Annotated in this window: 13 protein-coding genes; 9 read left to right on the top strand and 4 right to left on the bottom strand. The window is 62.7% G+C overall.

Going from position 1 to position 19,921, the window contains the following annotated elements:
* Positions 1-70: 70 nt before the first annotated feature.
* Positions 71-814: an SDR family oxidoreductase gene (locus tag EFD56_RS22265; protein WP_126906297.1), complete on the top strand. Its 744-nt coding sequence runs from the start codon at positions 71-73 to the stop codon at positions 812-814.
* A 227-nt stretch (positions 815-1,041) separates the two neighbouring features.
* Here the strand turns inward: EFD56_RS22265 and EFD56_RS22260 are convergent, their stop codons facing one another.
* Positions 1,042-1,953: a LysR family transcriptional regulator gene (locus EFD56_RS22260; RefSeq protein ID WP_004675751.1), complete on the bottom strand. Its 912-nt coding sequence runs from the start codon at positions 1,951-1,953 to the stop codon at positions 1,042-1,044.
* A gap of 164 nt (positions 1,954-2,117) precedes the next feature.
* On the opposite strand from EFD56_RS22260, the gene EFD56_RS22255 reads away from it, so the two are divergent.
* From EFD56_RS22255 to EFD56_RS22230, 6 genes are all read left to right on the top strand, one after another.
* Entirely contained in the window at positions 2,118-2,933 is an 816-nt protein-coding gene (locus EFD56_RS22255; protein ID WP_126906296.1) for an alpha/beta hydrolase fold domain-containing protein, read from the top strand.
* 46 nt (positions 2,934-2,979) lie between these two features.
* Positions 2,980-4,170, top strand: coding sequence for an efflux RND transporter periplasmic adaptor subunit (locus EFD56_RS22250; protein WP_126906295.1), 1,191 nt, complete (start codon positions 2,980-2,982; stop codon positions 4,168-4,170).
* A 134-nt stretch (positions 4,171-4,304) separates the two neighbouring features.
* Positions 4,305-7,505, top strand: coding sequence for an efflux RND transporter permease subunit (locus EFD56_RS22245; protein ID WP_126906294.1), 3,201 nt, complete (start codon positions 4,305-4,307; stop codon positions 7,503-7,505).
* Between the two features lie 291 nt (positions 7,506-7,796).
* Positions 7,797-9,581, top strand: a complete 1,785-nt coding sequence (locus EFD56_RS22240) for an IlvD/Edd family dehydratase (RefSeq protein WP_126906293.1) — start codon at positions 7,797-7,799, stop codon at positions 9,579-9,581.
* 131 nt (positions 9,582-9,712) lie between these two features.
* Positions 9,713-11,530: a putative bifunctional diguanylate cyclase/phosphodiesterase gene (locus EFD56_RS22235; protein ID WP_126906292.1), complete on the top strand. Its 1,818-nt coding sequence runs from the start codon at positions 9,713-9,715 to the stop codon at positions 11,528-11,530.
* Between the two features lie 259 nt (positions 11,531-11,789).
* Positions 11,790-12,638 carry a GNAT family N-acetyltransferase gene (locus tag EFD56_RS22230; protein WP_126906291.1) on the top strand — a complete coding sequence of 283 codons (849 nt, stop codon included), beginning with the start codon at positions 11,790-11,792 and terminating at the stop codon, positions 12,636-12,638.
* 5 nt (positions 12,639-12,643) lie between these two features.
* Here EFD56_RS22230 and EFD56_RS22225 read toward each other — a convergent pair whose 3' ends face one another.
* Complete coding sequence (locus EFD56_RS22225) at positions 12,644-13,561, bottom strand: DMT family transporter (RefSeq protein ID WP_126906290.1); 918 nt, start codon at positions 13,559-13,561, stop codon at positions 12,644-12,646.
* A gap of 193 nt (positions 13,562-13,754) precedes the next feature.
* Here EFD56_RS22225 and EFD56_RS22220 point away from each other — a divergent pair, with 193 nt between their 5' ends.
* Positions 13,755-15,053, top strand: coding sequence for an adenylosuccinate synthase (locus EFD56_RS22220; protein WP_004675740.1), 1,299 nt, complete (start codon positions 13,755-13,757; stop codon positions 15,051-15,053).
* A gap of 61 nt (positions 15,054-15,114) precedes the next feature.
* Positions 15,115-17,628: a hypothetical protein gene (locus EFD56_RS22215; protein ID WP_126906289.1), complete on the top strand. Its 2,514-nt coding sequence runs from the start codon at positions 15,115-15,117 to the stop codon at positions 17,626-17,628.
* 148 nt (positions 17,629-17,776) lie between these two features.
* Here EFD56_RS22215 and rpoH read toward each other — a convergent pair whose 3' ends face one another.
* Together rpoH and EFD56_RS22205 are read right to left on the bottom strand one after the other, a co-directional pair.
* Positions 17,777-18,685, bottom strand: coding sequence for an RNA polymerase sigma factor RpoH (rpoH, locus tag EFD56_RS22210; protein WP_012484996.1), 909 nt, complete (start codon positions 18,683-18,685; stop codon positions 17,777-17,779).
* Positions 18,686-18,876: 191 nt separating this feature from the next.
* Positions 18,877-19,902, bottom strand: a complete 1,026-nt coding sequence (locus EFD56_RS22205) for an RluA family pseudouridine synthase (protein WP_126906288.1) — start codon at positions 19,900-19,902, stop codon at positions 18,877-18,879.
* Positions 19,903-19,921 lie beyond the last annotated feature (19 nt).

Raw genomic sequence — 19,921 nt, 5'->3', positions numbered from 1 at the left:
TCCGCTCAAGCAAAAGGCGCATCTTCTTTCCATCGAAAACGCGCTGCGGCGCAGATGAAGGAGAAGAACAATGACTTCCAACCAAAGCAGCAAGGTCGCACTGGTTACCGGCGCTTCCCGCGGTATCGGCGCGGCGGTTGCCAAGCGCCTCGCCAGAGACGGTTTTACCGTCGTCATCAACTATTCCGGCAATGCCGCGCCGGCCGAGGACCTCGCCCGGGAGATCGAGCAGGCCGGTGGCGAGGCGCTGACCGCGAAAGCCGATGTCAGCGATGCGGACGCCGTGCGTCGCATGTTCGATGCCGCGGAAGCCGCCTTCGGCGGCGTCGACGTGCTCGTCAACAATGCCGGTATCATGATGCTCTCCTCGCTCACCGAGGCCGACGACGAAACCTTCGACCGCCAGATCCGCGTCAACCTCAAGGGCACCTTCAACACGCTGAGGGAGGCCGCCAGGCGCTTGCGCGACGGCGGCCGGGTCATCAACTTCTCGACCTCGATCGTCGGGCTGAAGCTTGAGACCTATGGCGTCTACGCCGCGACCAAGGCGGCCGTCGAAACGCTGACGGCGATCATGGCCAAGGAAATGCGCGGCCGCACCATCACTGTCAATGCGATTGCGCCCGGTCCTGTCGCCACCGATCTTTTCCTCAACGGCAAATCGGAGGAACTCGTCGCCCGCATGGCGAAGATGAACCCGCTGGAGCGCCTCGGCACGCCCGAGGACATCGCGTCGGCGGTCGCCTTCCTCGCCGGCCCGGATGGCGGCTGGGTCAATGGCCAAACGCTGCGCGCCAATGGCGGTATGGTCTGACGACGGCGACGTCATCGCGATTATGTGAACAGTGCTTGTGGGTTTTCCCTCTTACAATCTTATGGAGAGTGCATATAACTGCTTTATCGCGAGAGAGTGGAGTTCCCTGACGCTCTCTTCCGAACCTCCAGAGCCTGCCGCGTCGTTCTGCGGCGCGACAGGCCCGATGTTCAAATATTGCGGCCCGTCGAAGGTTCCCTCCTTCCGGGCCGTATCTGTTTTGCCGGTCAATAGTCGTTCAGCCTGGCCTCGACCAGAAGCTTCACGAGCCAGTCGACGAAGACGCGGACCTTGTTGCTGAGGTGGCGGTTCGGCGGATAGACGACATAGAGCGGGATGGGATCGCGGCGCCATTCCGGCAGCACGCGGACGAGTTCGCCCCGCCGCATCGGTTCGCGCGCCATGAAGGTCGGCACCTGCGCGACGCCGAGCCCCGTCAGTGCCGCGGTCAGATAGGTGCGGCTGTCGTTGACGGAGGCGATGTAGCGCGGGTTGGTTTCGATCGTCTCGTTGTCCCTGCGAAATTCGAAGGGTAGCGTGCGGTTGTTCTGAGCGCGGAAATAATTGACCGAGTAGTGTGCTGCCTCCAGATCCTCAGGGCGTTCGGGCATGCCGAATTTCTGGATGTAGCTCGGCGAAGCACAGGTGATGAGTTCCATTTCTGAAACGCGCCGGGCGATCAGCGACTGGTCGGCGGGCGTGCCGGCCCGCAGCGCGCAATCGACATTTTCGACCAGATAATCAACCGTGCGGTCGCTGACGCCGAGGTCCAGACGGATATCGGGATAACGCTGATAAAAGTCGCACAGCGCCGGGACGACGATCGCGTCAGCAAAGGCGCCGCTCATCTCGACGCGCAGCCGCCCGCTCGGCAGGCTCTGCGAATTGGACAGGCTGCCGTCGAGTTCCTCCAGTTCGGAGATAAGCTGGGCGGCGCGTTCGTAGTAAAGCGCGCCATCCGTGGTCACCATCACCCGGCGCGTGGTACGGTTCAGAAGCTTGGTGCGCAGATGCGCCTCCAGGCCCTGGATAAGATTGGTCACCGTCGCCTTGGGCATGGCGAGCATGTCGGCGGCGCGGGTGAAATTGCCCGTCTCCACCACGCGGATGAAGACACGCATTGCCGAAAGCTGATCCATCGGTTTCAAGTCCGCAGTTTGCGTTGCACCATTATTCGAGAATCGGAACAGTGTAATCGCGATATCGCTTCTTATTCCCTCTTCTGAATAACAATATCTTTTTTAGACAAAATGCAAGCGACAGGCGTTGTCTGTTTGTCGCAACGCGCACAGAGGCCGCAGCCATGACGGTGGAATGGAAAGATATGATGCTGGACAAGGTGGCCATCGGCCCCGTTTCCGCACGCATCTACCAGGGCGCCGATTACGGCAAGGGGCCGCCGATCGTGCTTTATCTGCATGGCGGCGCGTTTCAAGATCAGGAGACAAATGTCGATCGGCCGGTGGCGATCAGCCTCGCCAAGGCCGGCGCCATCGTCGCCGCCGTCGATTACAGCAGTCTGTCCGGCAATCTGTTTCCGAAAGTGCTGGAAGTTTCCTTTTCCGTTTTCACCTATCTCGCCAACAAGCGCGCAGCCGGTCTTGGTGACCGCAAGTCGCTGCTGTTCGTTGCAGGTGAGGAGGCAGGCGGCAACGTCGCTGCCGGAGTGGCGCTGAAGGCGCGTGACCAGCTGCCCGACGCGCTCGACGGTCAGGTGCTGATCTCGCCGCTGCTCGATCCCTTCATGGGCACCTCTTCGATCCGCAAGGCGGAAGCCATCGGCATGCGCCAGCGCTGGACAGAAGGCTGGAGTCACTACCTAAGCGGTGGCGGCTGCCACCCTTACGCAGCACCTTGCCTCTGTTCGCGTCTTTCAGGCGTCGCTCCGGCGCTGATCTTTACCGCCGAGGACGATCCTCTGCACGACGAAACAATTGGTTACGGCGCCCGCCTGAAAAAGGCCGGTGTCGGTGTGCGCCAGCATGTCCTTCCCGCCGGGACGGGCTGGCCCTCGATTTATGGTGGGAAATCCGGGGAAATGCCCGATTGGCAGGAACACGTCAGCCGCCATTTCGGAAGTTTCCTTCAGGACGTAAGCGTCCAACCGCAATTGCATTGAAGAAGATCTGATATTTCGGCGGCTTGAGGCCGCAAGGAGAGTACTGATGACGTCCAGAAGCAAGCGCTGGGCCCTGGTGGGCGCCGGCATAGGCCTTATTGCGTCGGTTTCCGGCGCTGCATTGTTTTTCGAATTGCCGATGAGCACGACCGCCACGGCCGCGTCCGCGCCGGCGCAGCCTCCAGCCGTGCCGGTGACAGTTGCCGTCGTCGTGGCGCGCGACGTGACGGCCTGGGAGAGTTTCTCCGGCCGCCTCGAAGCCGTCGACCGTGTCCAGGTTCGCTCCCGCGTCGCCGGTGCTATCCTGTCTGTGGCCTTCCGCGAAGGGGCGCTGGTCAAGCAGGGCGATCTGCTCTTCACCATCGATCCCGCTCCCTATCAGGCGAGCGTGGCGCAGGCGCAGGGCCAGGTCGCTTCGGCCGAAGCCAAGGTCAGCCTGGCGCAGACCGAACTCGATCGCGGCCGCAGGCTTTCCGACAACCGCACCATCTCCCAGAGCGATCTCGATCAGCGCCAAAGCGCGCTGGCCGAGGCGCAGGCAGGATTGCGTTCGGCGCAGGCGGCATTGCAGTCGGCCCAGCTCGATCTCGATTATACCGAGGTGCGGGCGCCGGTGTCCGGCCGCATCGGCAAGATCGAGGTGACCGCTGGCAATCTGGTTGCAGCCGGCTCGGCTTCGCCGGCGCTGACGACGCTCGTTTCGGTCGATCCGATCTATGCGAGCTTCAATGCCAGCGAAGAGATGGTGACGCGCGCCCTTGCCCAGCTGCCGCAGACCGACAGCGCTCTGCCGCCGGTCGAACAGATCCCGGTCGAGGTCGGCACGCTGGCCGACAGCGGCACACCGATCAAGGGCAAGCTGCAGCTGATCGACAATGAGGTCGATGCATCAAGCGGCACGATCGGCGTGCGCGCCGTCTTCGACAATCCGGGCGGGCGTCTGATCCCCGGGCAGTTCGTGCGGGTGCGCATGGGCCAGCCGAAGGCGGAGAACAAGATCGTCATCAGTGACCGTGCCGTCGGCACCGACCAGGACAAGAAGTTCGTCTTCGTCGTCGACGGCGAGAACAAGGTGGCCTACCGGCAGGTACAGCTCGGCACGCTATCAGACGGTCAGCGGGTGGTCGAAAGCGGCCTGAACGCCGGCGAGAAGATCGTCGTCAACGGTCTGCAGCGTATCCGTCCGGGCGCCGTCGTCATCCCGCAGATGGAAGAGAAGGTCGCGACCGCTCAGTAAGACTGCGCCGTTCCCGGGGCAAGCGATGCCTCGCCCGGGGAGGGTCTATGCCCGAAATGATATGACCTGCCGGTGGCTCCCAAGCTGCCGGACAGGGATTTTGCATCCATGTTCACCCCGGAGAGGGCTTTGATATGAACATCTCCAGATTCTTTGTCGACCGCCCGGTTTTTGCCGGCGTGCTTTCGGTCCTCATTGTCGTTGCCGGCCTGATCGGCCTCAGGGCGCTGCCGATTTCCGAATATCCTGAAGTCGTGCCGCCATCGGTTGTCGTGCGCGCCACCTATCCCGGCGCCAACCCGAGCGTCATCGCCGAAACGGTGGCGACACCGCTCGAAGAGCAGATCAACGGCGTCGAGGGCATGCTCTACATGTCGAGCCAGGCGACGTCGGACGGCGTGCTCAACGTCACCGTCACCTTCAAGCTCGGCACCGATCCCGACAAGGCGCAGCAGCTCGTGCAGAACCGCGTCAGCCAGGCCGAACCGCGCCTGCCCGCGGAAGTGCGCGCACTGGGCATTACGACGGTCAAAAGCTCGCCCGACTTCATCATGGTCGTCAATCTCGTCTCGGACGGCGATAGTCACGACATCACTTATCTGCGCAACTACGCGACCCTCAACGTCAAGGACCGGCTCGCCCGCATTCCGGGCGTTGGCCAGGTGCAGGTTTTCGGCGCCGGCGACTATTCGATGCGCGTCTGGATCGATCCGCAGAAGGCGGCCGAGCATGATCTCGCCGCCAGCGATATCAGCAATGCCATCAGTTCGCAGAACGTCCAGGCCGCCGCCGGCATCATCGGCGCGTCGCCCAGCCAGCCGGGCGTCGATCTGCAGCTCAACGTGAATGCGCAAGGGCGCCTGCGCACGCCCGAAGAGTTCGGCAACATCATCGTGAAGACGGGCGCCAGCGGCGAGATCACCCGCCTTCGCGATGTCGCCCGCATCGAGCTCGGGGCGGCCGACTATACGCTGCGCTCGCTGCTCGACGGCAAGCCGGCCGTTGCCGTCGCCGTTCTTCAGGCGCCCGGTTCGAACGCCATCGAGATCGCCGACAATGTGCGCGCGACCATGGACCAGCTGCAGCTCGCCATGCCCGAGGGCGTCAAATACGAGATCGTCTACGATACGACGAAGTTCGTGCGCGCCTCGATCGAGAAGGTCATCGATACCCTGCTCGAAGCCATCGCGCTCGTTGTCCTCGTCGTGATCCTGTTCCTGCAGACATGGCGCGCGTCGATCATTCCGCTGATCGCGGTTCCGGTCTCGATCATCGGCACCTTTGCGGTCATGTATGTCTTCGGCTTCTCGATCAACGCGCTCAGCCTGTTCGGACTGGTGTTGGCGATCGGTATCGTCGTCGACGACGCGATCGTCGTGGTCGAAAATGTCGAGCGCAATATCGAGCACGGCCTGTCGCCGCGGGCGGCGACCTACAAGGCGATGAAGGAGGTCTCCGGTCCGATCGTCGCGATCGCCCTGGTTCTCGTCGCGGTCTTCGTGCCGCTCGCCTTCATCTCCGGCCTGTCCGGTCAGTTCTATCGCCAGTTCGCGCTGACGATCGCGATCTCGACCGTCATCTCGGCCTTCAACTCGCTCACCCTGTCCCCAGCGCTCGCTGCCCTTCTCCTGAAGGGTCACCACGCGCCGAAGGACTGGCTGACGCGGTTCATGGATGCCATCTTCGGCTGGTTCTTCCGCGGCTTCAACCGTGTCTTCGGCGCCGGCTCGAATGCCTATGGCAAGGGCGTCGGCGGCCTGGTGTCGCGCAAGAGCATCGTCATGGTGGTCTACCTGGCGCTGGTCGGCGCGACCTACAGCATGTTCACCACCGTTCCGGGTGGCTTCGTGCCCTCGCAGGACAAGCAGTATCTGATCGGCTTTGCCCAGCTGCCGGATGCCGCAAGCCTCGACCGTACAGAAGACGTCATCAAACGGATGACCGATATTGCGCTCGCCCAGCCGGGCGTTGCCAATGCCATCGCCTTCCCGGGCCTGTCGATCAACGGCTTCACCAATTCCTCGAACGCGGGCATCGTCTTCGTGACGCTGAAGGACTTCGAGGAGCGCAAGACGCCGGATCTCTCGGGTGGCGCCATCGCCATGGCGCTGAACCAGAAATTCGGCGCCATCCAGGACGCCTTCATCGCCATGTTCCCGCCGCCGCCGGTCAACGGTCTCGGCACGACGGGCGGTTTCAAGCTGCAGATCGAGGATCGCGCCGGTCTCGGCAACCAGGCGCTCGACGAGGCGACCAAGGCCGTGCTTGCCAAGGCCTATCAGACGCCTGAACTTGCCGGGCTGTTCTCCAGCTTCCAGATCAACGTGCCGCAGCTCTATGCCGATCTGGACCGTGCGAAGGCCGAGCAGCTCGGAGTTTCCGTCACCGATGTCTTCCAGACGCTGCAGATCTATCTCGGTTCGCTCTATGTGAACGACTTCAACGCCTTCGGCCGCACCTACAGCGTCCGTGTGCAGGCCGATGCCAAATTCCGCGCCCAGCCGGAAGATATCGGCCAGTTGAAGGTCCGTTCGGCGTCGGGCGAGATGATCCCGCTTTCGGCCCTGTTGAAGGTCGAACCGAGCACCGGTCCGGAGCGCGCCAACCGTTACAACGGCTTCCTCGCCGCCGATATCAACGGCGGTCCGGCACCGGGCTTCTCCTCCGGCCAGGCGCAAGCGGCAATCGAGAAGATCCTGCACGAGACCCTGCCCTCGGGCATCGACTTCGAGTGGACGGATCTGACCTACCAGCAGATTCTCGCCGGCAATTCGAGCGTGGTCGTTTTCCCGCTGGCGCTGCTGCTCGTCTTCCTGGTGCTGGCCGCCCAGTATGAGAGCCTGACGCTGCCGCTTGCGATCATCATGATCGTGCCGATGGGTGTGCTGGCGGCGCTGACGGGCGTCTGGCTGACCGGTGGAGACAACAACATCTTCACCCAAATCGGTCTCGTGGTGCTTGTCGGCCTATCGGCGAAGAATGCGATCCTCATCGTCGAATTCGCCCGCGAACTGGAGTTCGAAGGCAGGACGCCGCGCGAGGCCGCGGTCGAGGCCAGCCGCCTTCGTCTTCGGCCGATCCTCATGACCTCCATGGCCTTCATCATGGGCGTCGTGCCGCTCGTCGCCTCCACCGGCGCCGGCTCGGAAATGCGCGCCGCCATGGGTGTCGCGGTGTTCTCGGGCATGATCGGCGTGACCTTCTTCGGCATCTTCATGACGCCGGTGTTCTACGTGCTGCTGCGCCGGATGACGGGCAACCGCCCGCTGGTCCAACACAAGCCGGACGAGCACAAGGAGGAAGAGGCCGAGGTCATCCGGCTCGCGGCCGAATAAACGGAATTCAACCTTCCTTTGTCGAGTAAATCGGGCGGGAACTTCGGTTCTCGCCCGTATCGTTTTTCGGCCATCCGACAAAAATGCGTTACGTGCATCAAAACGGTTGCAACCATGGACGAGGGGACTATCAAAGACGGATAACAGCTGGGAGGATCGGCGCGAGCCTTACCTCTGCCATCTGGATAGGCAACGCCGGCAAGGCCGGAGCGCTTGCGGGAGATGGTGGGACGGGCTGAAGCCTTCGCTTCTCGACTTCGAGGAGAAGTATGGCCGATCGGGAGGATGGTAATGACGGACAGCCAAACCAGGAAACGCCGCCTGCGTTCGCAGGATTGGTTCGACAATCCCGACCATATCGATATGGCAGCGCTCTACCTCGAGCGTTTCATGAATTACGGCATCACGCCGGAAGAATTGCGCTCCGGCAAGCCGATCATCGGGATTGCCCAGAGCGGCAGCGATCTTACACCCTGCAATCGGGTGCATATCGAACTCGCCAAGCGAGTGCGCGACGGCATTCGCGATGCCGGCGGCATTCCGATCGAATTTCCCACACATCCGATCTTCGAGAACTGTAAGCGCCCGACGGCCGCGCTCGACCGCAATCTCGCCTATCTCGGTCTCGTCGAGATCCTCTACGGCTACCCGCTCGATGGCGTGGTGCTGACCACCGGCTGCGACAAGACCACGCCTTCGGCGATCATGGCGGCGTCGACGGTCGATATTCCGGCGATCGTGCTCTCCGGCGGACCGATGCTCGACGGCTGGCACGAGGGGGAACTGGCGGGCTCCGGCACGGTGATCTGGCGGATGCGGCGGAAATATGCAGCAGGCGAGATCGATCGCGAGGAATTCCTGCAGGCGGCCCTCGATTCGGCTCCATCCGTCGGCCATTGCAATACGATGGGCACTGCTTCGACGATGAATGCGCTCGCCGAAGCGCTCGGTCTGTCGCTCACCGGATGCGGCGCTATTCCGGCTGCTTATCGCGAGCGCGGCCAGATGGCCTACCGCACCGGACGGCGCGCCGTCGAGATCGTGTTCGAGGACCTGAAGCCGTCGGATATCCTGACACGCGCGGCTTTCCTCAATGCCATCCGTACCAATTCGGCGATCGGCGGCTCGACCAATGCGCAGCCGCATCTTGCGGCGATGGCCAAACATGCCGGCGTCGAGCTCTATCCCGATGACTGGCAGGTGCATGGCTTCGATATCCCGCTGCTGGCCAATGTCCAACCGGCCGGCGCCTATCTCGGCGAGCGTTATCACCGCGCCGGCGGCACGCCGGCGATCATGTGGGAGCTGCTGCAGGCCGGAAAACTCGACGGCGACTGTCGCACGGTGACGGGCAGGACGATGGCCGAGAACCTAAATGGCCGGGAGGCGAGCGACCGCGAGGTCATCCGGCCATTCGATGCGCCGCTGAAGGAGCGGGCGGGTTTCCTCGTTCTCAAGGGCAATCTCTTCGACTTCGCCATCATGAAGATGAGCGTGGTGTCAGAGGATTTTCGCCAGCGCTATCTCCAGGAGCCGGGGCGAGAAGGCGTCTTTGAGGGCAAGGCGGTCGTCTTCGACGGGTCGGAAGATTATCATCGTCGCGTCAATGATCCCGCACTCGGCATCGACGAGAATACCATCCTGGTGATCCGCGGTGCCGGGCCGCTCGGCTGGCCAGGGTCGGCCGAGGTCGTCAATATGCAACCGCCGGACCATCTTCTGAAACGTGGCATCCGCAGCCTGCCGACGATCGGCGACGGCCGTCAATCGGGTACGGCGGACAGCCCCTCGATCCTCAACGCTTCGCCGGAGAGCGCTGCCGGCGGCGGCCTTGCCTGGCTTCGCAGCGGCGACACGATCCGCATCGACTTCAACCACGGGCGCTGCGACATGCTGGTGGATGGCGCCGAGATCGAGCGGCGCAAAGGCGAGGGCATTCCGCCGGTGCCGGCAGATGCGACGCCGTGGCAACAAATCTACCGTCGTTCCGTCACGCAGTTGGCGGACGGCGCCGTTCTGGAAGGGGCGGCGGAATTCCGCCAGATCGCGAAAAAACCACCGAGACATAATCATTGATCCCGAAGCCGCAGCAGATCGCAAGTCCGTTGATCCAAAAGGGGAAAGCCGTAACGAAGATTTCACCTCGTCATTTGTTCGGTCTATAAGACAAGGCTTCCTTAATGCCGGCTGAAGACCATATTGCAATTATGCAAGCTTCTAAGGCTGAGGCCGTGTTGCCAGAAAAAAAAGCCACACGATCCGAACAAGAGTTTCAGGATCTTCTGCGCCGGCTCGAACTCGCTCTCGACGCATCCCGGATCGGTGTCTGGGAGCACTGCATCGCCAAGGACGGGATCTTGTGGGACGCACAGATGCACCGCCTCTACGCGACCGGCGAAACGTGTCGGCAAGTGCCGGCATGGTTCTGGTCGGATGCGATCCATCCCGACGATCGCGAACGGGCCGAACGTGATTTCGAGCAGGCCATCGCCGCGCGCGGCGCCTATGACTCGCAATTCCGGATCGTGTTGCCGAGCGGCGAAATCCGGCATCTTCGCTCGCGGGCGCATTTTTATGTGGATGCGGAGGGGGCGCCCTCCTTCATCGGCGCCGAGTGGGATGTGACGGCCGACGTGCAGCTCAACGCCGAGCTTGCACGACAGAAGATGATGGCAGAGGCGCGGGCGCTGGCGCTTGCGGAAAGCAATGCGCGTATCGAGCACGTGGCCGATCACGATTATCTCACCGGCTTGCCGAACCGGCGCCTTCTCGACAAGCGGCTGGCGGAGCTGCCGGCGGACAGGAGCGTCGCGACGCTTGGCGTGCTGCATCTCGATATCGACCAGTTCAAACAGATCAACGACAGCCACGGCCATGCGGCCGGCGACGCGGTGCTCAAGGCCGCAGCCCTTCGCATCGCCGCCGCCATTCCCGCAAACGGCATGGTCGCCCGTGTCGGCGGTGACGAGTTCGTCGTCGTGCTGGTCAATTTCACCGATCTCGCCGAGCTGAAACGGATCACGGAGGATGTTCAGCGGCGGCTGCGGAAAAAGATCCGTTTCGGCCACGAGATGCTGCAATCCGGGGCTTCGATCGGCGTATCGTGGAGCGGTGATCGGCGGGCGCGCAACCTGCTGGCCGAATCCGACCTGGCGCTCTACCAAGCCAAGCAGCTTGGGCGAAACCGCATCGAATTCTTCACGCGGCAACTGCAGGAGGATCTGCGAGCCAAGCGTCGACTGGTCGAAGAGCTGAAGCTCGGGCTGGAGCGCGGCGAGATCATTCCCTATTATCAAGTGCAACTCTGCGCCACAACGCGTCAGGTTATAGGCTTCGAAGCGTTGGCGCGCTGGAAACATCCTGAGAAGGGTGTGCTCGCCCCCGGCGTATTTCTGAAGATTGCCGACGAACACGGGCTTGCGGCGGAAATCGATGCAGCGATCTTGAAACGTGTTCTCGAGGACCGACAGATCTGGCAGTTGCTTGGCCTTGCGGTTCCGCGCATCGCCGTCAACATTTCGGCGTCGCGGCTTGCCGATCCGGCGCTGCTCGGCAAGCTGAAAAAACTCGACATTCCGCCCGGCGCAATTGTCTTCGAGCTGGTCGAGACGATTTTCCTCGACGACAGCGACGAGACCCTGCTCGATCATATCGATGATATCAAACAGCTGGGCATCGACATCGAAATCGACGATTTCGGATCGGGCCACGCCTCGCTCATCGGTCTCGTCAAGCTGCGGCCGAAGCGGCTGAAAATCGACCGGCAACTCGTTGCCGAGGTTGTCAGCTCGGATGAGCAGCGGCGCGTGGTCGGTTCGATCGTCGAAATCGCCAAGGCGCTCGATGTCGAGGTGATCGCCGAGGGCATTGAGACCGAGGCGCATGCCACGGTGCTGGCGCAGCTCGGCTGCGATGGCCTGCAGGGCTATGCGTTTGGCTATCCCATGCCGGCAATCGAGACGGACCGGCTGTTCTCGTCGGCGGCGGGCGGGGCCGGAAAACACAAGGCAGCGATAGGCGGCTAATGTCGGTGGAATTGCGTGCTGTTTACCGGCTGGACGATAATTGAGCGGCAAGTAATTTTCTTGAGCTTGCAACGGCATTGTTTCATGGTAATGCGGAAATGAAGCTTTCTGCATTGCAACGAAAATGATTATACGCGTCGTCAAGACCATCAGTGCGGCTTCTCCATCATTCGCGGCTGCGATCGGGGGAGCGGTGACCTGACAATTGCTTTGCCGTTGGCGGGATGGACTTGCGGGACATTCAATCTGGGAAGATCGCATGAATTCGGAATTTGCCGTTCGTTCGATGCGGCCCGGCGAATTGGAGCTCGTGCTCGAATGGGCGCGTCAGGAGGGATGGAATCCCGGCCTCGACGATTCGCTGGCATTCCTCGAAGCGGATCCGTCGGGATTCTTCGTCGGCGCCATCGGCGAAGTCCCTGTCGGCTCGATCTCGGTCGTCAAATATGGCGACAGCTTTGCCTTTCTCGGTCTCTACATCGTCCACCCCGATTTCCGCGGCAAAGGGTACGGCAAGGCGATCTGGGAAGCGGGGATTGCCACCGCGGAAGGCCGGACGATCGGTCTCGACGGCGTCGCCGCGCAGCAGCAGAATTACCGCAGGGCCGGCTTCGAACCCGCTTACCTCACCATTCGCTATGGCGGCGTCGCCAGCGCGCTGCCGGCCTCGGCTCTCGTTGCGCATCCGGTGCTGGATTCGCGCCTGGAAGGGCTGCTGCGCTATGATTCGGCGATCTTTCCGCAGCCTCGGGAAGCCTTCCTTGCCGCCTGGTGCACCGGCCGCAAGGGACGGCGCACCGCTGTCGTACGCAAGAGCCACAAAATCCGCGGCTACGGCACGATCCGTCGCTGCTATGAGGGCTACAAGATCGGCCCGCTCTTTGCCAATGATGCCGATAGCGCCGCAGCACTGCTTGCCGAACTGGTCCCCGAGGCGAAAGGGGCAACGGTCTTCATCGATATTCCCGCAGAAAACCGCGAGGCGGTGGCACTTGCCGAAGGCATGGGTCTTCAGCCGGTGTTCGAGACCATGCGCATGTATCGCGGGGCGGCTCCGGCGATCCCATTGAAACACGTCTTCGGCGTGACGACGCTGGAGCTTGGCTAGATCGTCTAATCCACCGGCGAGGCGGGCACCGTTGGAGCCGACGCTTTCGGACGGCCTTTTTCGGCGATGGCGATGCCGCCGAGCGTCAGGGCCAGCGAGACCATATGGAAGGACTGCAGCGTCTCGCCGACCAAGGCGACGGAGAGCAGGGTTCCGAATACCGGCACCAGATTGATGAACAGGCCGGCCCGGTTGGCGCCGATTGCCTCGACGCCCTTGATGTAGAGAATCTGCGCCAGCAGCGAGGGGAAGATCGCCGTGTAGAGAGTGATGCCCCAGCCGGCCTGATCGGGCCATTGCGCCGCGTCTCGGCCTGCCTCCCAGAGGAGGAGCGGCAGCGATGTCAGCATGGCGGCAAAGGCCGGGAAGGCCATCAGCGTTCGCCAGTCGACCCGCGGTTTCCAGCGCAGGAAGATCGTGTAGAGCGAATAGGCGACGATGGCGATCAGCATCAGCCCGTCGCCCCGGTTGAGCTGCAGCTGCAGCAGCGTGGCGAGGTCGCCATGGGCGGCGGTCAGCGCCACGCCCACCAGCGTGATTGCAAAGCCGAAGCATTGCGCCAACGAAATGCCGGTGCGGAAAAAGACGAAATTCAGCAGGAAGATCAGCATGGGAATGCCGGCCTGCTCGATGGCGACATTGATCGCCGTCGTATACTGCACCGCCGAGTACAGCATGGCGTTGAAGAGGGTGTAGCCGATGGCCCCGTAGCACAGCAGCAGCGGCAGATTTTTCCTGGCGATCGGCCAGTCCTTCTTGAGTTGCGGCACCGAGATCAGCGCGATCAGCGCAACGGCAAGAAACCAGCGCAGGAAGGTGAGCATCATCGGGCTGATATGGCCGACCGCGAGCTTGCCGGCGACGGAGTTGCCGCCCCAACAGAGGGTGGCGATGACGAGGCAAATATAGGCCATGGCTTGCAAGAGCGTTTGTTCCTCGTCTTTTGGTGATCAACAAGCGGCGTTTTCCCAGGGGAAATAGCCTGCCGACTGCTGATTTGTCACGTAAAAAGCCCAATCGTCTGTGACAACAGGGTCGCTTTCCCAAAAACAAAGCTTTATAGATGCGCGGGTTTGAGCAGGTGCGCGGTTCCGCGCCGGTAACAGGAAGAGTTGGATGACGAACGTAGTCGTGGTCGGTTCGCAATGGGGTGACGAAGGCAAAGGCAAGATTGTCGACTGGCTTTCGGAGCGCGCGGATATCGTCGTGCGCTATCAGGGCGGCCACAATGCCGGTCATACGCTCGTCATCGACGGCACGAGCTACAAGCTCTCACTGCTGCCGTCCGGTGTCGTGCGTCCAGGCAAGATGGCGGTGATCGGAAACGGCGTCGTCGTCGACCCGCATGCGCTGATCGCCGAGATCGAAAAGCTCGCCGGCCAGGGTGTGACGATCACCCCCGACAATCTGCGCGTGGCCGACAACGCGACGCTCATCCTGTCGCTGCACCGGGAGCTGGACGCGATGCGCGAGGACGCGGCGTCCAACAGCGGCACCAAGATCGGAACGACGCGCCGCGGCATCGGCCCGGCCTACGAAGACAAGGTCGGCCGCCGCGCGATCCGTGTGATGGATCTGGCCGATCTCGACAGCCTCCCCGGCAAGGTCGATCGGATCCTCACTCATCACAATGCACTTCGCCGCGGCCTCGGTGTCGCCGAAGTCAGCCACCAGACCATCATGGACGAACTGACCTCGGTCGCCGAACGGGTGCTGCCGTTCCGCGATACGGTCTGGCTTTTCCTCGACAAGGAGCGCCGCCGAGGCGCCCGCATCCTCTTCGAAGGTGCACAGGGCAGTCTGCTCGATATCGATCACGGCACCTATCCTTTCGTCACCTCCTCGAACACTGTGGCTGGTCAGGCCGCGGCCGGTTCCGGCATGGGGCCGGGCGCACTGGGTTATATCCTCGGCATCACCAAGGCCTATACGACCCGTGTCGGCGAAGGCCCGTTCCCGACGGAACTGAAGGATGAGATCGGAGAGTTTCTCGGCCAAAAGGGTCATGAGTTCGGCGTCGTGACAGGGCGCAAGCGCCGCTGCGGCTGGTTCGACGCTGCCCTGGTTCGCCAGTCGGTCGCCACCAACGGCATCACCGGCATCGCGCTCACCAAGCTCGATGTGCTCGACGGCCTCGAGGAACTGAAGATCTGCATCGGCTATATGCTCGACGGCGAACAGATTGATCATCTTCCCGCAAGCCAGGGAGCGCAAGCTAGGGTCGAACCGATCTATATCACGCTGGAGGGCTGGAAGGAATCGACCGTCGGCGCCCGCAGTTGGGCAGATCTTCCGGCACAGGCGATCAAATATGTTCGCCAGGTCGAAGAGTTGATCGGGGCGCCTGTCGCGCTCCTGTCCACCAGCCCGGAGCGGGACGACACGATACTTGTGACCGATCCGTTTGAGGATTAAGGTCACCGGTCACTGCGGAGGATAGGTTCGGGAGAGTACCGGACTTCTTGAGAAAGTACTGATGGCGGATTTTATTGCAGTTATTCGGCGAGCCGTCGACGGCCTGGCCGAAAATACCCCCGAGATGCGGGTAAAGGTCTACGAACGTGCTCGCGGCGCAGTGCAGCGGCAGCTCGAGAACATGAAGCCGCGTCCGCCGGAAGCCATGCTGCAACGCCAGCTCGAAAAGCTCGAGGCCGCCATCCGCGAAGTGGAGGGTGAACACTCCGAGGCGCTGTCGCTCGATGAGGCGGCTGTGGCCATCGCCGCGCCCGAGCCCGTCGAGGAACACGCGGCTCACGGTGAAAGCGAACCGGCGCCTGTGGCGCAGCCGGCCGTCGACGAGCCGGTCGATCAAGCCGATACAGAGCCGCCGGCGGCCGAGGTCGTCGATGAGCCCGATCGCGTCGAACCCGCCGCACCGCAGGAAGCTGCGGAAGAGGTCGTGGCCGAGGATGTCGAGCCTGCCGAACCGCAGCCTGCAGAGCCCGCGTTCGTTGAAATACCAGTTTCCACCGAGACGGAAGCGCCTCCTGAGCCATACTGGCATCCCTCCCATGAGGAGGAGGCGCCGGCCGAGGAGTGGCATGCCGGCGAGGTGCGTGAGGTCGCTGCCGAAGAGGTGGTGTCTGACCATGGCGGCTTCGAACCGTCGCCTGCCGGGCATGGCTACGAGCAAGCCGACGAAGATCGTGCCGACGAGCAGCATCCGGCGGAAGCCGAGGAGGTCGCGGCCGAACCGGCGACCATTGAAAGCCACGAGCCGAAGGCCGAGGCGGCTTACGAGCCCATCGAATCGTTTCAGCCGGTCACGCGCGGCATAGAGCACGCGTCCAACCGGCTGGTCGAGCCGGTCGCCGATTTCAGTCGCGCGCAGGAATTCGTCGAACATAGCCAAGAGGCGCCGCTGCAGGCGGATGCGGCTGCGCATTTTGACCCGGTCTGGACAGAGCCGGCTGCCGAAGCACCGGCTCCGGCGCCGAAGGATGCCGAGACCGAATGGGCGGAAGAGGAGCTTCGGCACTATTCGGAAACTGCTCCGGTCGCCGCCGACACCTCGGCGCGCGCCTTCGAAGAGGTGATATCGAGCCTCGAGAAAATTGCACCGGCGGCCGTCATGCCGGCTGCCAAGGAAAGTTTCTCCTGGGAAACGGCCGCCTTCGACGATCTGCCGCCGATCGAGGCCGGCAGCAACAAGAAGACACCGGTTTCCTCGCATTTCGACGGCGTCGACATCTTTGCTGAAGTGCACGATGGCAAGGCTGCGCCCGCCGCCGCGCCGGCCGAGGCATGGCGCGAAGCCAAGGCACTGCGTGGTTATGACCGCCGCGGTTCGGTCGCCGCTGACGATGACGACGCCAATCCGGCGATGGATATCGACCAGATTGTCGCCGCCAAGCTGCAGGGCAAGAATTTCCGCATGGAACCGAAGCGGCGGCGTTTCGGCATCGGCACGATAATCACCCTCATCTTCGCGCTTATCCTGATCGGCGGCGGCGCCTATGCCGGCTGGATGAACAGAGAGGCGCTGGTGGCAATGGTCGACGGGCTTGTCAGCTCTGCGCCGTCGCAGGCCACGAAGAACGAGGCGGCCATGACGCCGGCGAGCTCCGAAACGCCAGCTTCGCCGAGCACGCCGCCGCCAGCCCAGCCAACTACGCCTGAAGCGCAGAATACGCCAGCGGCGCCAGCACCAGCACCGGCACAGCCGAACCAGCAAGTGGCATCATTGAACAATGACGGCGCGGCGGCCAATTCCAAATTCACCCAGCGACTGCTTTCCGATGGAAGCGAAGTCGACAGCGGCCCGGCGGCCGTGCCGGGAACGCCGACCGCCGAAGGGAAATCGGTGGCCGAGCAGAATGTCGCGGCTGCGGATACGCCGGCTGCCAGCGCGCAAGGCGATGCGGCCCGGCCGGAAACGCTGACGCCGAACGGTCCTGCGGCATCGCCGCAGCAGACCGCCCCGGTTGGCTCGTCGGAAAAGATGTTCCTTTACGAGGAGCGTATCGGTCAGAGCTCGCCGACGGCGATCGAGGGAACGGTCGTCTGGAGCGTCCAGCACGAGGCCGGGCAGGGTGGCCGGCAGGAGGCGACGGTGCAGGGCAATGTCACCGTTCCCGAGCGTAATCTCTCGGCTCTCGTCACCTTCAAGCGCAACTCCGATCCGTCGCTGCCGGCAAGCCATCTTGTCGAGATCGTCTTCTCGGTGCCGCCCAATTTTGAAGGCGGCAGCATCGACAGCGTCCAGCGCATCTCGATGAAGCGCACGGAACAAGATCGCGGCGACGCGCTGATTGCGGTTCCGGCCAAGATCACCGACGATTTCCACATGATCGCGCTCAACGATTATCCCGATGCGCGCAAGGCCAATCTCGACCTGATGTCGACCCGCAACTGGATTGATATCCCGATCACCTACCGCAACGGCCGCCGCGCGCTGCTGACGATGGACAAGGGCGGCACGGGAACGGATGCCTTCAATACCGCGATCAAGGAATGGACCGCGCTTGGGGATGTTTCGACGAGCCAGTGAGGTGGTTATGGGCAAGGGAGTTCTTCCTTGCCCTCGCTCGCGCTCCCCTTCATCCGGTCACCCGCTTCCTCTCGGTGCATCCACCTCAGACACAAAAACGCCATCTCCCGCGTAAGGAGATGGCGTTCCAATTCTTAGATTGACCTTATCAGGCCGTGGCTTCGACGACGCGGACGGCTTTGGCGCGTTCGAGGGCTTCCTTGCGGACAGCGTCCTGCACCTTCTCGAAGGCGCGAACCTCGATCTGGCGGACGCGTTCGCGGCTGATGTCGAACTCGGCCGAAAGGTCTTCCAGGGTCACCGGCTCCTCGGCGAGGCGGCGGGCCTCGAAGATGCGGCGCTCGCGTTCGTTCAGCACGCTCATTGCTTTGCTCAGCATGCGCCGGCGGGTTTCGAGCTCGTCCTGCTCGATCAGCACGTCTTCCTGGCTGTCGTGATCATCCACAAGCCAGTCCTGCCACTGACCGCTGTCGCCTTCGGCCGCCTTGATCGGCGCGTTCAGCGAGGCGTCGCCGGAGAGGCGGCGGTTCATCGAAATGACCTCCTCCTCCGAGACGTTCAGTTTGGTGGCGATTTCCGATACGTGCTCCGGCTTCAGGTCGCCATCGTCGATCGCCTGAATGCGGCCCTTCAGCCGACGCAGGTTGAAGAACAGACGCTTCTGGTTTGCGGTCGTCCCCATCTTCACCAGCGACCACGACCGCAGGATATATTCCTGAATCGAGGCCTTGATCCACCACATGGCATAGGTGGCGAGGCGGAAGCCGCGCTCCGGATCGAATTTCTTGACAGCCTGCATCAGGCCGACATTGCCTTCGGAGACGACTTCGCCGATCGGCAGGCCGTAGCCGCGATAACCCATGGCGATCTTCGCGACGAGGCGCAGATGGCTGGTGACGAGCTTGTGGGCGGCGTCGCGGTCGCCATGCTCGGCATAACGCTTGGCCAGCATATATTCCTGCTGCGGCTCGAGCATCGGAAATTTGCGGATTTCGTCGAGATAACGATTGAGGCCGGCTTCGCCGGCGGTAATGGACGGCAAGGTATTTCGGGCCATAGTGCACCCTCCTAAAGTGAATTCCGGTTCCCGATGAAAACGCGTCCCCGCGTCGAAAAGGCAAACCGGGACGTGCGGCTTTCTACCCAAGCCCGCACTAAGTCCATATACAGATAAGTATGGCGAAACGGCGGTTCAAGGCGCCGCTCACGCAGGTGTGAGACGGGGGAGGCGGAATTCCGCGGTCCCCTCTAACTCCGCAATGCCTCGACAAGTTCCACCATGTCGTCCGGCAGCGGTACCTCGAAATGCATGAGTTCGCCGCTGCGTGGATGCTCGAATTGCAGCATGAAGGCATGCAGCGCCTGGCGGTCGAACCTGTTGACCACCTCACGGATCTCTTCAGGAAACAGATTGGCCTTCGTCCTGAAGCCGGCTCCATAGACCGTATCGCCGAGCAGCGGGTGGCCGATATGGGCCATGTGCACACGGATCTGATGGGTGCGGCCGGTTTCGAGGCGGCACTCGACCAGCGAGGCGAGCGCCGTCGCGTCCGGGGTTTCGTGAAAGCGCTCGATCACCTCATAGTGGGTGATTGCCTCGTCGGCGTCCTGGCTGTCGCGGCGCTTGACGGCGCGGCGGGTGCGATCGCCGGTGGCGCGGCCGAGCGGCGCGTCGACCGTGCCTGTCAGCGACCGGGGCCGGCCCCAGACGATGGCCTGATAGGCCCGCTCCAGCGGCATGGTGCGGCCATGGTCGGCAAACTGGAGTGAGAGGTGGCGATGGGCAACGTCGTTCTTGGCGACGACCATGACGCCTGTCGTGTCTTTGTCGAGACGGTGGACGATGCCGGGGCGGCGCACGCCGCCGATGCCGGAGAGTGTTGCGCCACAATGATGGATCAGCGCGTTGACCAGCGTTCCCGTCCAGTTGCCGGAGCCGGGGTGGACGACCAGGCCGGCCGGTTTCGATATGACGATAAGGTCATCGTCCTCATAGAGGATATCGAGCGGAATATCCTCGCCCCGCGGCGTCGGGTCTTCCGGCTCGGGCAGGGTGATCTCGAAACTGTCGCCGACGCGCACCTTGCGCTGTGGATCGGTGATGAGCTGGCCGCGCATAGAAACCTGGCCGTCCTTGATGAGGACCTTGATCCGGCTGCGGGAAAACTCCTCGCCGAGCTGCGCCGTCAGCCAGGCGTCGAGCCGGCCTTCGGCGGTTTCATCGGCGGTCAGGACTTTTCTAATGCCAACTGCTTGTTTAAAGGGGTCGCTCAAGACGCTTCTTCTCCGACGT

The sequence above is a fragment of the Rhizobium phaseoli genome (assembly GCF_003985125.1).
GTDB lineage: Bacteria > Pseudomonadota > Alphaproteobacteria > Rhizobiales > Rhizobiaceae > Rhizobium > Rhizobium phaseoli.
Note: the sequence above shows the minus strand (reverse complement) of the source record. Positions and strands in the feature narration are given on the sequence as shown.

Coding starts and splice junctions, on each gene's coding strand:
- EFD56_RS22265 (WP_126906297.1), top strand. CDS start 71: ATGACTTCCAACCAAAGCAGCAAGGTCGCACTGGTTACCGGCGCTTCC.
- EFD56_RS22260 (WP_004675751.1), bottom strand. CDS start 1,953: ATGGATCAGCTTTCGGCAATGCGTGTCTTCATCCGCGTGGTGGAGACG.
- EFD56_RS22255 (WP_126906296.1), top strand. CDS start 2,118: ATGACGGTGGAATGGAAAGATATGATGCTGGACAAGGTGGCCATCGGC.
- EFD56_RS22250 (WP_126906295.1), top strand. CDS start 2,980: ATGACGTCCAGAAGCAAGCGCTGGGCCCTGGTGGGCGCCGGCATAGGC.
- EFD56_RS22245 (WP_126906294.1), top strand. CDS start 4,305: ATGAACATCTCCAGATTCTTTGTCGACCGCCCGGTTTTTGCCGGCGTG.
- EFD56_RS22240 (WP_126906293.1), top strand. CDS start 7,797: ATGACGGACAGCCAAACCAGGAAACGCCGCCTGCGTTCGCAGGATTGG.
- EFD56_RS22235 (WP_126906292.1), top strand. CDS start 9,713: ATGCAAGCTTCTAAGGCTGAGGCCGTGTTGCCAGAAAAAAAAGCCACA.
- EFD56_RS22230 (WP_126906291.1), top strand. CDS start 11,790: ATGAATTCGGAATTTGCCGTTCGTTCGATGCGGCCCGGCGAATTGGAG.
- EFD56_RS22220 (WP_004675740.1), top strand. CDS start 13,755: ATGACGAACGTAGTCGTGGTCGGTTCGCAATGGGGTGACGAAGGCAAA.
- EFD56_RS22215 (WP_126906289.1), top strand. CDS start 15,115: ATGGCGGATTTTATTGCAGTTATTCGGCGAGCCGTCGACGGCCTGGCC.
- rpoH (WP_012484996.1), bottom strand. CDS start 18,685: ATGGCCCGAAATACCTTGCCGTCCATTACCGCCGGCGAAGCCGGCCTC.